The organism is Gracilibacillus phocaeensis (assembly GCF_900626275.1).
Classification (GTDB): Bacteria; Bacillota; Bacilli; order Bacillales; family Amphibacillaceae; genus Gracilibacillus; species Gracilibacillus timonensis.
This window is the reverse complement of record NZ_LR131145.1, coordinates 783,199-796,682: the sequence shown is the minus strand read 5'-3', so window position 1 is coordinate 796,682 and position 13,484 is coordinate 783,199. Positions and strand designations below refer to the sequence as shown.

Sequence of the window (13,484 nt, the reverse complement as noted above, 5' to 3'; positions counted from 1 at the left end):
AAAAACAGCGCTTTTCCTATCCAAAAATAGTGTTATTGCTTGAAAAGATGGAGAGGGGCATCCTACAATAAACAGCAATTAGCTTGGAATGAATTTGTTTTTAGCATAATGGGAGGAATTTAAATGAGCAAACGTGTAACTCGATTTGTTTTTTTGGCTGTTATCGTTTGTGCAGTGGCATGGCTCACTATCCGATTTATAGGGAATGATCCTAATGAACAAGTAGGCGAGCTGCCTGGAAATACAGCTACAGATGAGGAAGGTCAAATGATGAGTAACCCCGAAGCGGCGCTTGAAGAGGTATTTCGTCAGGCAGAGCAGGGAAAAGTTGCGGATTATCCGTTTGTTGTTGGCGTATCCACTGGGGAGGAAGTGGAAGCCGCTTGGGGAGCTCCTGATCATACTTCGGATACCGATGTTGGGCGTTTTTTGGAGTATTCCGAGCAACAGGCAGATGTGGGAATGACAGAGGATACGGTGACGGATATACGTGCAGCAGGGGAGACGCTTTCTGCAATTGATTTGGAGATGATTCAGTCATATCAACAGCCAGATGATACACGTTATTATCAAGATGAGGATCATGATCAGGTTATTCTGGTTTACGAATTGGATAATGGTTATGTTTTAAAATGGGTGTTGCCAGAGCCGACTGATCAGGAAGCTAACCCGTCGGTAGATCATATTTCATTATCGAAAGAAATGGATGAAACGGAAGAGATGAGTCTAGATGAAAAAATCGGGCAAATGATTTTTAGTGGGGTAGATGGAACGGAAATTACAGAGGCAACCACTGATATGATTCAATCATATCATGTAGGGGGTATCATTCTATTTGGTCCTAATATCGAAAATAGGGAGCAAACGACCGATTTCTTAGATGATATAAAAGGTGCCAATGCAGAAAACGAGTATCCCTTATTGCTTGGGGTGGATGAAGAAGGCGGCAGTGTGACTCGTATGCCTGAAGGAATAAACAGTTTACCGGATAGCCGTTCGATAGGGGCATTGAATGATCCAGATCTATCTTACGAGGTAGGCACTATCCTTGCAGAGCAGATGCGGACATTGGGCTTTAACTTGGATTTTGCCCCCGTGCTTGATGTGGACAGTAATCCCAATAATCCAGTGATTGGTGACCGTTCATTTGGAGACAATCCTGATATCGTCTCGAATTTAGGGATTCAAACGATGAAGGGGATTCAAGAAAATGGAGTGATTTCGGTTGTCAAACATTTCCCTGGTCATGGTGATACAGGTGTGGATTCCCATTTGGAGTTGCCAAAAGTCGATAAAAACCAAGATGAACTAGCGGAATTGGAATTGATTCCGTTTCAGAACGCTATTGCACAAGGAGCAGATATGGTGATGATTGCGCATATCTTACTGCCTCAAATGAAATCCGAGTATCCTGCTTCGATGTCAAAATCAGTTATTACGGATATGCTGCGCGAAGACATAGGTTTTAATGGTGTCGTAGTGACCGATGATCTGACAATGGGGGCGATTACCGATCATTATAGTATAGCAGAAGCAGCGGTTCAGTCCGTCAAGGCAGGTGGAGACTTATTACTGGTTGCCCATCAGCCGGAGCAAATTGCTACTGTGGTGGAAGAGTTAAAGTCAGCAGTTGAAAATGGCGAAATCAGCGAAGAAAGAATCGATCAGAGTGTAGAGCGTATTATTCAGTTAAAAGAAAAGTATCAATTGTCTGACAGCCCCACACCAGAGCATGATATCGAATCGGTTAATGAGCATGTGGAGACAATTAGGGAAGTGATATCTTCCAAGTGACATCAATAGCTCCTAGGATTTTTTGTGTGTTCTGAAATAAGCCGCTTTTCACATAGCCCATTGTTTCGAGAGGTTACATTCGTTATAATAAAAGTTATGTGATAATGCTTGTTTGTAATGGTGCTGTATAGGAGATGGCTGTAGTGTTTAATCGGTTAAAGATGCTTTTTCATATTCCGTATTTTTGGCTTTTTATTATTTGTATGCTATTGGTGGGGACAAGTATATCGATCACTGCCCCATACCTTTCGATATATGGAACAACCGTGATTGGGATGAGTCCATCTGCTTTTGGAGTATTTATGGCCGTTAGTTCTTTCGCTGGAGTGATTGCGAATACGATTATCGCTAACTATTCGGACAATGGTATGAGTCGAAAGTGGTTGATTTTGGCAGCCTTACTCTCTTCCGCTTGTGGTTATACCTCGTATCTTATTTTTGAATCTTTTATCGGATTATTATTGTCTGTTAGTTTTTTTAATGGATTGGGAGCGGCAGCGATGCCGCAAATGTTTGCCTATGCAGATGAGTCGGCTAATGCTAGTAAGTCGCAAGATAAGACTTTTGCCAAATCTACTTTGCGATCTTTATTCTCGCTAGGCTTTCTCATTGGCCCGTTGTTTGGCACGCTACTTCTGGGGGCTTTTAACTATCAGGGGCTCTTTCTAGGAACTAGTTTTATTTTTCTTATCCTTGCTTGCATTGTCTTTCTATTTCTACCTAAACGGAAAGCCTCTGTAAAAAAATCAGTGCACAGTAAGCCAAACCTTTTCTTTTCATCAGAAATGAAAGGAATGATATGGCCATTTATAGCATTTACGCTGTTATTTGCTGTTAACTCTGTTAACGGTATCAATACACCGTTGCTTATTATCAATGAATTACAGGGTACACCTGCCAATGTCGGGGTAATGGTTGCTTTATGTGCTGGTTTGGAGATTCCTCTTATGCTGACATTTGGGGCACTAAGCACAAGAATCTCCAATCAATGGATTACGCTTATTGGCTGTGCTGCTGCTTTGCTGTACTACAGTATTTTGGCATTGTCTACTGATACATGGCAATTAATCGGAGCACAGATTTTTCAAGCCACCTTTGTCGCTGTGGTGATGGGGAATGGCTTAAGTTATTTTTCCAATCTATTACCCCATTCGGCTGGTGTTGCTGCGACAATGTATGCCAATGCTTCTACCTTAGGAAGATTGGGAGGCAACTTATTAGCAGGGTTTGGTGCTACATTGGTTGGCTTTCGTTACATAAATTGGTTTTGTCTGGTGGTATTAGTGACCTCTATCTTTCTTCTATTCAAAAAAGATAAACGTTAGAATATGGTCTGTTTAGAATACAGTGGTTACGGGAATTGCCTAATATAATGACACCTATTAACATAGAAAGGGAGATGTCCATTGAAAGAAATTACTGCTATTTTACAACGTTTAAATGAACGTGAGCCATTACCGCGACTTTTACCGGAGCAAGTATGGGATGATCAGTTGAGTGAAGAAATTAATACGTTAGCCGCAGAGGAGATTCGCCCGGAAGGAGAAGCACCACCTTCTCCGCAGACCGTGGAAGCGGTGCGCAGCAGTCTGCTGTTGTTAAATGATGACTTGTATAGCTCTCATACGATTTCACAAAGCCTGGATAATCCATTAGGCTCTTATTTGCATGGCGTTATGCATCGACGGGAAGGGGATTTCCCCAATGCAAAATACTGGTTTCGTAAGGCGGGAGAGCACCCGATCCATGCCCTGTTATATGACGAAGGACGGAAAATGGATGCAGATTTAGAGCAACGAGGGACATGGGATCCAGCTGCGATGGTTGATGAAGTAGAAGAAGTACATCGGAACGCTGCAGAAGATAGCGATAAAGGCATGGCATTGCGAAAACTGCAAATGTTAGAGATGCAAATGCTCATTGGTTTTAGTGTTGGCAGTGAGTAGGTAGGCATGGGATAGAGTACCTCTTTAGCTGGGATGGCTTAAAGAGGTTTTTTCTATTCGCGAATGAATACTGAAACCTTTCCCTGGTAGCTTGCGTATATGGTTAAGAGGTTATATGGAAGAAGGAGGAGAAAGCGATGTTGCACTTGTTTAAACGCTGGAGACGCCAGAAGTCGATCAAAAAAGTAAAGCAGGGGGATGGGCATGCGCTCAAACCGTACCGTTTTTATGAAGTTTTATATCGTTCATTATTCTACATAACGCTGCCTGAAGCGGATGGCAGCAGTCATACGTATACTATCGATATCAATTATTTCAGTGAAGAACCTTCGGCTGATCTGTATCGTGATGGTAAGCATCATGCTTTCTCTGCCCTTCCAGCCATTTTTCCTGTTCCAGGAGGTGTGATCGAAGTGGCGACGACCACCTATGGTGCGAAACGCATGCATTATGTGGCCGATGACGAGAGCGGGGAAGAGGTGTTAACCCCCGATCGTCGTTCAGCAGAAGGGCTAAGGTTAAGATTTGATGCCCGTTTTCCCAAGGTCAGTTCGCTGATTGGCTTAATGGCAGTTATCGTCTTGTTGCTATCCCTTGTCATTGGTTTGCCTCAGTTAATTTCCTTGATTTCGCATATCCCGTATATTGCTGAGCGCTGGGGCATTTTCGAAGCGCCTTTCTTCCTGCCAGATTGGCTGAATATAAGTCTGCTAGTTGCAGCGACCATCGCCGCATTGGAACGTGCCTTAATGTTGCGAAATCATTGGTTAATAGATATGGAGACTAATTGGTGGGATGAGTAGTTCCCATCATTTGTCTGTTTGCAGGGTATGGAATTTAATGTAACCTATTATATGAAATAAAAGCATAAGATTGCTTTTTTCAAAAAACCGCTTACGTATCATGGAGAAGTGAAATAATGGATGAATCGAAGGATATTCGTTGGAAACAAAAATTTGAAAACTTTGAGAGATCATTCAAACTCCTAGAAAAATACGCTGCTACTCCCATATCGACGGAATTGGAACGAGCAGGCATTATTCAATTTTTTGAAACAACTTTCGAATTAGCATGGAAGGTATTAAAGGATTATTTAGAAGCAGAGGGAATCATGGTTAAAAGCCCAAGAGAATCGATTAAGCAAGCGTTCCATGTTGAAATAATTGAAAACGGCTATCTGTGGATGGAAGCATTGTCCAAGCGATATTTAATCGCAAATACCTATGATCAAGAATTGACAGAAAAACTAGTGAGAGAAATACAAGAAAAATTTTTGCCTATGCTTAGAAAACTATATCTTACATTACTAAAGGAAGTATCATAATGTTTGGTTTATTGGAAAGTGATATTCGTGAAATAAATAATACATTGCAAAGTTTTAGTGAAATTGAGCATGGAATCATTTTTGGAAATCGAGCAATGGTTAACTACAAAAGAGGGTCTGAATAGATCTTGCCATTAAAGGAACAAGCATTAAGCCCAATACGCTATATGAATTATTTGATTTACTGAATGAGGGATGTTCTCTGCTCTATTTTTTGACTTGATTCACTATGAGGCGACCTCTAACCCAAACTTAAAAACTCATATTGATATAGAAGGTAAAATAATTTATAAGTGTGATGAAAAAAAGTTGATAAACGAAGTAGAGATATTATAGAGTATAATCACTGTGAAAAGTGATGAAAAGCATTAATCTTAATAGTTTTTTAAGCCTCCTTGATTGGCTTAACGCTTTTCGATATTACTGTTAAAATCAGAAAAAGATATGATTACCTAAATGTAATAGGAACCATATCTTTTTCTTGCGTGTTACTATTCCTTCATCAACAAAACATCAAAAGGCGCAAGCTCATGTTGGTCCTTAATTGTTTGATTCGTTAAGTAGTCTGTTTGGCCAGCAAACATTTCAGGAATTTGCACATCCTCGTTTGTAAAATTAATGATAAAGGTGAACGTAGACTCTTTTCCTTCCCGTGAGATGATTTCTAGTTTTGTATCGGGAACCTGCCTCTCGATCTCTGTATGACTCACCACTTCATTTAGCAGCGTTGCTAAAAGAGAATCATCCAATTCTGTTCCAAAGTAATACACCTTTCCGTCTTGATAGTCATTGACCGTTACAGCTGGTGTCCCTTTGTAAAAGTTGGAATCATAGTTGGCTAATGCTTCTGCGGTTTCCAAATGGATAATATCACTAACAAGTGTGCCAATACCGGTTTGACCGTCTTTCCATGCGATTTGATTACTCTGTTCAGGTGCTAAAGCGTCAATTTCTTCTACCCAAATGCCACAAAGCTCGCGGAGAGGGCCTGGATAGCCGCCAAGATAGACATTATCGGATTGGTCCACGAGTCCGCTCATAAAGCCGGTAACGAGAACACCGCCATTGGCGACATACTTCTCGATATTTTCTGCTACTCCCTCTTTTACCATATACAACACAGGTGCTAGTACCAATTGGTAATCCGAAAAATCGTCGTCAATGGAGACCAAATTAACAGGAATATTTTGGTAATAAAAATATTGATAGATGTGATGAATTTGGTCAACATACGTTAAGTCTTTGTTCGGACCACTAGTATATTCCAAGGCCCAGTAGTTATCCCAATCAAAGATTAGGGCTACTTTACTTTTGATATTAGTCGCAAGCAGCTCTTTTCCTATCGCTTCAAGTTCTTCACCGATTTGTTTAACCTCGCGGAATACACGGGTATTGGTGGTGCCGCTATGGGCAATTACTGCTCCGTGGAACTTCTCACAGGCCCCAATCGAACGACGCAATTGGAAATATTGAATCGTATTGGCGCCATGGGCAATTGTTTGATAGCTTTGTGCACGTAGTTGCCCAGGCTTCTTCAATGAATTATATGGCTGCCAATTTTGTTGACTCGGGGTTTGTTCCATCAACATAAAAGGTTGTTTCTTTAAGCCACGCATTAAATCATGACGTAGCGCTACTTCACTCCATGGTGTGTCATAAGCAGGATAGCTGTCCCAAGAAACAATATCCATTTCTTTGGCCCATTTAAAATAATCTAAGTAACGGTACGTACCCATTAAATTCGTTGTGATCGGTGTATCCTTATCCCATTCTCTAATGGCATCCCGCTCCATCTTGAAGTTCTCCAGCATACTATCTGAATTAAATCGGCGGTAATCAATCGAGATACCAGCAAAAGCGGTATTTTCATAAGAGATACCTTCGCTTAAGGCGTTAGGCAGGACGATCTCATCCCACTCATAGACCGTGTGTCCCCAAAATTCCAGGTTCCAGGCCTTGTTCAGTGCCTCAATCGTTCCATATTTATCTTTTAGCCAGACGCGAAAGGCCTTTTCACAATTTTCACAGAAACATTCTCCACCATATTCATTATTAATATGCCAATAGGCGAGCTGCGGATTATCACCATAACGCTCTGCCAGCTTGGAGGCTAGTCGCCTGGCGAATTTTTGATAAATCGGACTATTCGGACAAGCGTTATGACGTTGTCCAAATTTGTGATGTCGTCCTTCAAAATCGGTTCTGCCTACTTCGGGATATTTCTTGAACATCCAAGCGGGCAGTGCCGCAGTGGAGGTAGCTAACACAATTTGGTATTTTTCTCTTGTCAGCATATCCATGATATCATCTAACTCGGAAAAATCATATTCATGTTCGGAAGGTTGGATTTTTGCCCATGAGAATACATTGACCGTGGCGCTGTTAATTCGGGCGTCTTTAAAATAGACCATATCTTCTTTCCATGTGGCACGATCCCATTGATTAGGGTTGTAATCCCCACCATATAGGAAATGTTGTATTTCTTTCATTTATTATCACCCTATCTTTTGTTATGATAGTATTATTATAAAAGAGTGAAAGCGCTATTTGTATAAATAAATGAAAGAGTTTATATGAATTTAAGAAACCGAGGTGACAGTATGCCTATTTTTTTTCAAGTAACCAGCAGTTCCTTGCCGATTGCGATCGCTAGTATTGGGAATCAGTGGGAGCAAGAGAGCATTGTTCGGCCTGATGGCTACCCTCATTTTCACTGGCTGCAGACAGAAGCAGGCTATGGGGAAATCAGTATAGATGGAAAAATCATTCGATTGCCAAAAGGTAAAGGGGTGCTGATCCGCCCTTTTGTGTCTCATTATTATTATGCAAATCAAGGATGGCTAACTAAGTTTGTCACTTTCAATGGTACGTTGAGTGATCATTTGGTGAATATGGTAGGGAAGGGGCATTATATAACGGATGAGTATACGGGTGCTTTCCCTTTTGGAGCTTGGATTGACAGAGTGATTGCTCAGCATATGTCTGGCGATAAAAATCCATTAGAGTTATCCACTTCTGCTTATGCCTTTTTGTTGAACTTAAGTCAAAAAGATCGTATCACCGAGTATAGTGACGATCCTTTGTATCTTCACTATATTTCACCTACGCTTCGCACCATTGAGCATCAATTTGACGAACCATTGACCTTAGAGGGGTTGGCTGGTGATTTGTTTGTTAGCCCACAATACCTGTCAAGGATTTTCAAAAGGTTTACCGGAGATACGGTTATTTCCTATCTGCAAGCTTATCGAGTGAATAAGGCGAAGGAGCTGTTGATTAACCATTCTGCTTTAAAGATTCAAGAGATCGCTCATTTGACTGGATTTTCAGATGCCAGTTATTTTGTCGCTTTTTTTAAAAAGACAACGAAATACACCCCGTTACAGTTCAGAAGATTATATCTGAATCGACATTTGCAGTGAGGGGTGGTAGTGCAGCAGCATTCCATACTTTTAAGTGCTTGTAATGATCTACCGATTGACACGCTAAAAGAACAGTTAACAATAGAAGGGAGGAAACGACTCATGTCTATTGCTGAACAATTAAGAGAAGAAGGCGAGAAAAAAGGCGAAAAGAAAGGGAAATTAAAAGTAGCCAAAAAGTTATTACTATTAAATATGGATGAAACACAAATTATGGAAGCAACAGATTTGACCATGGAAGAAATCGAACAAATCAAAAAAGAAATAAAATAATAAAAGGCATTCACAGCTCCATGTGAATGCCTTTTTTGGTCTTAAGTATGTGAGAAAAGTAAGTTCGATGTCTCTTCTTTGGGATAACATTCCTCCAATATAAATGGTTGCACCGTCCCTAACGAAAAATTACAAACTCTCCTTACGATTAAACAAATAAACACTCCCCGCCAGCAGCAATATCGAAGTACCAACTAAAAGGACAAGATTGATGATCAGATCAGTGGAGATTTGTTCTTGGTAGAGCATTTCTTGAATTAGATTGGATAAATTATTGTAAAACCAAGGCATTTTATGTTGGAAAATGCTATTGATAATCGATAATATGATGAAGGTGATCACCGTTAAACCACAGCTCAAGACTTGCGAGCGCAGCAAGGAAGCGAATACCATCGTTACACTGATAACAAATACAAACCAAATCGTAAAAAAGCAAATCGCGAGTATGGTATAAGGGAGGCTTAGCGCTCCAAATAACAAGTCTACATAATACCAACTTATCAGTAATCCAATAACAGTGGCAATGGCAAATACGAATATTTTCGCCAGCCATTTTGCCCCTAAATAGTTGATGGTTTTTACTGGCTTCACCAATATAAGCTCGAGCACGCCGCTCTTTCGTTCCCCGCTTACGGTCGATAATGTTAACAAAATTGCAATCAGGACGCCGAACATACTGAGCTGACTAAGGCTCATCATAAAGGCATCAACGGGGAGGACATCTGGCATTTCAAAAGTCGCTCCTTCCGGCATTCCGCCAACTTTTTCTAGAATAATCGGCAAGTAATAGGTAGTGATCGGATCCATAATGCTCAGCACAATAAAAACAATAGGAATCCAAATTAGGCTGTAATTTCGCGTATGCATGAGTAGTTCTTTTTTAAAGACGGTTTTAAGTTGTCTCATGGCCGATCACCTCCATAAACATTTCTTCCAGTGACGTCTGATGGACAGAGAAATAATCCAATGACCAGCCTTGTTCGAGGGTGAGCTGAAGGATTGCTTTTTTTACTGTCTCAACATCGGTAACTTCAACAACAAGGTGACCCTTTTGTTCATGTACCTCCGTCACTTCACTAATCGACTTTATTTGGATTTGCAGTTCTTGCGAAGCCTCGGTAAAATGCAGATCAATGACCTGCCGCTGATATTTCTTACGTAAAGTTTCCAATGTCCCTTGTTCTACAACACGCCCTTGATTCATCACAATCAAGCTATCGCTGATCTCTTCTGCATCGGATAAAATATGGGTGGAAAAGAGAATGGTCGTCTCTGTTTTTAGTTCTTCTAATGAATTAAGCAGATCGCGTCTGCCAACAGGATCGAGTGAGGAGACTGGCTCATCAAGCAACAGGAATCTTGGCTGGTGAATCATTGCTTGGGCAATCCCTAAGCGTTGTCGCATCCCACCTGAATAGGTGTTAATCCGCTTATTGGCAGCTTCTGCAATGCCGGTTTTCTCCAGTAACCTGTCTGCTCGTGTGCCTGCCTCTTCTTTCGATAGATAACTTAGTTCACCTACATAAATCAGAAATTCGCGTCCAGACATCCATCCGTGGAAATGTGGATATTGTGGTAGGTATCCAATATAGCGGCGTAGGTCTTCATTTTCTCTAATCCCATCAAAGCGGATCGTGCCTGCAGTTGGTTTGATTAAGCCGCTAATCATACGTAGGGTAGTGGTTTTACCTGCGCCGTTTGGCCCCAATAGGGCGTAGGTCTGACCTGGTGCCAATTCTAGATTTAATCGATGGACAGCTTGTTTCTGTCCATATGTTTTGTTTAATTGGTCAATGATCAGTGTCATTTAATCCTGCCTCCTTCCGAAAATGAAGAATAGAATCGGTCCAATTACGTTTAATAGGATAATGACGATTAACCAGACCCATTCATTTCCTTTTAACATATTATTTTGCCTTGCCTTAAACCAAGCGAAAAGTGCAATAACCATCAAGATAAACTGGATAATGATAAATGGTGCTAATATCTGAATCAATTCTTGGATAGTTTGGTCGTTCATTGATAGTCCTCCTTCTGCTCCTGTTTATACACCACATAGGAATAAACGGTTAAGATAATGGCGATCAGCAGTGCTCCAGTGATAATAAAATATACAGCTAGGTTTAGATCAATAAACGGAATGATAAAGAAACTAAGTCCTGCTAATATAAACAAACGAGAGCCTAAACGGTTGGTTTTTTGCCACACCTTTTCGCTGGATAATGTCCAAGGTGTCCGTATTCCCATCAACCAATTGGATTTGACTGCTTGCATGTAGTTTCCCATGACGATAAAGAGGGCCCCTACAGCTAGTGGAACAATAATCTCCACATTCCAATCCATGCCTAAACTTTGCACAACTACTAATACATTGACGAAAACCAGTAGTAACATTGTGGCATAGATAACAACTCGATAAGCCCTGGACTGAAGTAAATATCCTTTTCGTTTGGGGTCTAGCTTAGGTATCCATACAAACATGATATAGATGAGGATGAGCAGTCCCATGTTTATAAGTACTCCAATCGATTTCGGTGCAGACCAGGTCACCGAACCATCTGTTCCCCAATGCATGGGAAGATCGTTCGGTAAGTATGGGTAACTAATAAACCACATTCCTAAAGTGGCGATTATGAGTGCAATAGCTCCTAAATGTTTATACATCGTGGGCATCTCCTTTGTGTGTAAATGTCATCGCCCAACTAATTAGCTCTTGAAAAACCGTAATGTTAAGATGGTAATAGATAAACTGTCCTTTTTTCTCATCATCGACCAAGCCGGCCTGTTTCAATAAGCGTAAATGTTGCGAAATACTCGGTTTGGACATGTCAAACTGGTCGGCAATTTCGCCAGCTGTTAAATCTCCTTTTTTGAGCAGGTCAAGAATTTCACGCCGAGTTGGGTCTGCTAAGGCTTTAAATGCTTCTTTCATAAGAAAGTGATTCCTTTCTTCATTTAAGTATTTAAGTAATTAACTAAATAATAAAATAAAAAAGAATGATTGTCAATGAGTTTAGCTTTTTCACATTAATCGTGTAAAAGTCAAGAGGTGGGAGGCTGTACGAGCGCATGTACGCCTCCTATCGCTTCGTTAGAAAAATGGAATAAGATAGAATGGGAGGATAAATAATAGAGCTAAACCAATTATCATTTTGCTCGTCTTTGAAGAAAATGGTTTGTGATGACGCCAACGATTAGACTGGATCTTATTACGAAAGAGCCATAGCGTGATAAGAAAAACCCCTGCCACTTGCAACCCCATAAGGACAAAGTAAGCTTTCTGATGAGTAATTTCTATGATTTCTTTACCCGTCAAGTTTGATATGACTGTTTCGTTTATGCTACCAAGCAAGAAGAGCAGGATGGCAAATAGTAAAATAGCAGCAAAAAATTCAACGATTCCGAGTAATAACTTTGACATACATTCATCTCCTTTAACGTTCTAGTGTATCATATTTTTCCATGCTAAAGAACAGTATACGAAATAGTGTATATAAGATACAATGGAGCACATAAGGAAGGAGAGAGCGTATGCATATTCATTATCCAGATGGATTGGTTAAGAAAGATAAGATCGGCGTAACAGCGCTATCGAGTGGCGTTGAGGAACCATTGCATCTCTTGTTACAGCAGGCTAAAAAACAGGTAGAGCTATTAGGGTATCAGGTTGTATTTGGTGATACAATCTGGCAGGAGAGACAGGCTCGAAGTGCTCCCAAAGAGAAACGAGCACAAGAATTTATGGCATTTTATCAAGATCCTCAGATAAAGGCGATTATTCCCCCATGGGGTGGAGACTTTGTAATGGAGGTATTGCCTCTAATAAACTGGCATGCCTTAAGAGATATGCCGCCGAAATGGTTATTGGGATACTCTGATATCAGTACGTTTAATTTTGTTTACACTATGTTGACAGGCAACGCTTCTGCTCATGGTATCAACTTTAATGAAATGTCTGCTCCTCAATTAGATAAAACAAGCCTTGGCTGGCATCATGTATTAACTGCTAAAGAGGGTGATACCATTCATCAAGTCTCCTCTGAACAGTTTCAATCATCGTGGGAAGAGGTCTTTCGCCACCCAGCTACAGGTTTTTACCCAGACACCAAAACAGAATGGAAAAGTAATAAGGGAAATGTTAGGTTCTCTGGCAGATTATTAGGTGGTACATTAAACACTATTCAACTGCTTCATGGTACACCTTTTGATCAGTTGCATACTTTTATGGAGGATTTCGCCTCTGAGGATGGGATCGTTTGGTATTTTGAAAGTGTGGGAATGAGTGCAGCGGACATGTATCGAGCATTTTGGCAAATGAAGGTGAATGGATGGTTTGCCCATACAAACGGAGTGCTCATCGGCAGGCTCAATGGTTATCAAGCAACCAAAGACTATCAGTTATTAGATGTGTTACAAGATATCTTTTCTGACATACACATTCCCTTTATATATGATGTGGATGTAGGGCATATGCCACCTCAAGTAACGCTGGTGAATGGAGCATTAGCAACGATTACGTATCAGGACGGAGCAGGAGAGATCGAATTGTCGTTTGTTTAAGTGATGAAGGGAAGAGGCACCTGTATAACTAATTTTGCTCTTGAAGGGGAGGCTTACGGTTAGTTGCATGGTGGTAAAAAAAAGAATAAAAAAGCATTAGATAACGATGAAAAGGGAGCTGAATCGTAAGGACTCGCAAATGTGTGATGACTATTGATATGCATA

Annotated in this window: 16 protein-coding genes; 9 read left to right on the top strand and 7 right to left on the bottom strand. The window is 40.7% G+C overall.

Annotated features, from left to right (window positions below; all coding sequences use genetic code 11):
* Window positions 1-123: 123 nt before the first annotated feature.
* The 6 genes from nagZ to E0E32_RS22745 all read left to right on the top strand — a co-directional run bounded on the left by nagZ (window position 124) and on the right by E0E32_RS22745 (window position 5,189).
* Complete coding sequence (gene nagZ / locus E0E32_RS19870; RefSeq protein ID WP_130860613.1) at window positions 124-1,794, top strand: beta-N-acetylhexosaminidase; 1,671 nt, start codon at window positions 124-126, stop codon at window positions 1,792-1,794.
* A 143-nt stretch (window positions 1,795-1,937) separates the two neighbouring features.
* Window positions 1,938-3,119 carry a sugar efflux transporter gene (locus tag E0E32_RS19865; RefSeq protein ID WP_066190060.1) on the top strand — a complete coding sequence of 394 codons (1,182 nt, stop codon included), beginning with the start codon at window positions 1,938-1,940 and terminating at the stop codon, window positions 3,117-3,119.
* 81 nt (window positions 3,120-3,200) lie between these two features.
* Window positions 3,201-3,740: a hypothetical protein gene (locus tag E0E32_RS19860; RefSeq protein ID WP_130860612.1), complete on the top strand. Its 540-nt coding sequence runs from the start codon at window positions 3,201-3,203 to the stop codon at window positions 3,738-3,740.
* Window positions 3,741-3,877: 137 nt separating this feature from the next.
* Window positions 3,878-4,543 (top strand): hypothetical protein, encoded by a 666-nt coding sequence (locus tag E0E32_RS19855; protein WP_130860611.1) that lies wholly within the window; start codon window positions 3,878-3,880, stop codon window positions 4,541-4,543.
* A gap of 116 nt (window positions 4,544-4,659) precedes the next feature.
* Entirely contained in the window at window positions 4,660-5,064 is a 405-nt protein-coding gene (locus E0E32_RS19850) for an HI0074 family nucleotidyltransferase substrate-binding subunit (protein WP_066190065.1), read from the top strand.
* Entirely contained in the window at window positions 5,064-5,189 is a 126-nt protein-coding gene (locus tag E0E32_RS22745) for a hypothetical protein (RefSeq protein ID WP_262361287.1), read from the top strand. The genes E0E32_RS19850 and E0E32_RS22745 overlap by 1 nt, the downstream gene beginning before the upstream one ends.
* A 366-nt stretch (window positions 5,190-5,555) precedes the next feature.
* On the opposite strand, the gene E0E32_RS19840 is transcribed toward E0E32_RS22745, so the two are convergent.
* Window positions 5,556-7,553, bottom strand: coding sequence for a beta-galactosidase (locus E0E32_RS19840; RefSeq protein ID WP_130860610.1), 1,998 nt, complete (start codon window positions 7,551-7,553; stop codon window positions 5,556-5,558).
* Window positions 7,554-7,637: 84 nt separating this feature from the next.
* Here E0E32_RS19840 and E0E32_RS19835 point away from each other — a divergent pair, with 84 nt between their 5' ends.
* Both E0E32_RS19835 and E0E32_RS22425 read left to right on the top strand, forming a co-directional pair.
* Complete coding sequence (locus tag E0E32_RS19835) at window positions 7,638-8,486, top strand: AraC family transcriptional regulator (RefSeq protein ID WP_130860609.1); 849 nt, start codon at window positions 7,638-7,640, stop codon at window positions 8,484-8,486.
* A 102-nt stretch (window positions 8,487-8,588) separates the two neighbouring features.
* Window positions 8,589-8,759, top strand: coding sequence for an Rpn/YhgA-type helix-turn-helix domain-containing protein (locus tag E0E32_RS22425; protein WP_165445100.1), 171 nt, complete (start codon window positions 8,589-8,591; stop codon window positions 8,757-8,759).
* A 129-nt stretch (window positions 8,760-8,888) separates the two neighbouring features.
* On the opposite strand, the gene E0E32_RS19830 is transcribed toward E0E32_RS22425, so the two are convergent.
* The 6 genes from E0E32_RS19830 to E0E32_RS19805 all read right to left on the bottom strand — a co-directional run bounded on the left by E0E32_RS19830 (window position 8,889) and on the right by E0E32_RS19805 (window position 12,180).
* Window positions 8,889-9,665 (bottom strand): ABC transporter permease, encoded by a 777-nt coding sequence (locus E0E32_RS19830; protein ID WP_130860608.1) that lies wholly within the window; start codon window positions 9,663-9,665, stop codon window positions 8,889-8,891.
* A complete protein-coding gene (locus E0E32_RS19825; RefSeq protein ID WP_130860607.1) occupies window positions 9,652-10,566 on the bottom strand; it encodes an ABC transporter ATP-binding protein in 915 nt (304 codons plus the stop codon). The genes E0E32_RS19830 and E0E32_RS19825 overlap by 14 nt, the downstream gene beginning before the upstream one ends.
* Window positions 10,567-10,779, bottom strand: coding sequence for a PLD nuclease N-terminal domain-containing protein (locus tag E0E32_RS19820; RefSeq protein WP_130860606.1), 213 nt, complete (start codon window positions 10,777-10,779; stop codon window positions 10,567-10,569). It lies immediately after the preceding gene.
* Window positions 10,776-11,423, bottom strand: coding sequence for an SdpI family protein (locus E0E32_RS19815; protein ID WP_165445099.1), 648 nt, complete (start codon window positions 11,421-11,423; stop codon window positions 10,776-10,778). Before E0E32_RS19815 ends, E0E32_RS19820 begins: the two co-directional genes overlap by 4 nt.
* A complete protein-coding gene (locus E0E32_RS19810; RefSeq protein ID WP_130860604.1) occupies window positions 11,416-11,691 on the bottom strand; it encodes an autorepressor SdpR family transcription factor in 276 nt (91 codons plus the stop codon). Before E0E32_RS19810 ends, E0E32_RS19815 begins: the two co-directional genes overlap by 8 nt.
* Window positions 11,692-11,850: 159 nt before the next feature.
* On the bottom strand, window positions 11,851-12,180 hold the full coding sequence (locus E0E32_RS19805) for a hypothetical protein (protein ID WP_130860603.1): 330 nt from the start codon (window positions 12,178-12,180) through the stop codon (window positions 11,851-11,853).
* Window positions 12,181-12,290: 110 nt separating this feature from the next.
* On the opposite strand from E0E32_RS19805, the gene E0E32_RS19800 reads away from it, so the two are divergent.
* On the top strand, window positions 12,291-13,319 hold the full coding sequence (locus E0E32_RS19800; RefSeq protein ID WP_130860602.1) for a S66 family peptidase: 1,029 nt from the start codon (window positions 12,291-12,293) through the stop codon (window positions 13,317-13,319).
* The last annotated feature ends 165 nt before the right edge of the window (window positions 13,320-13,484 follow it).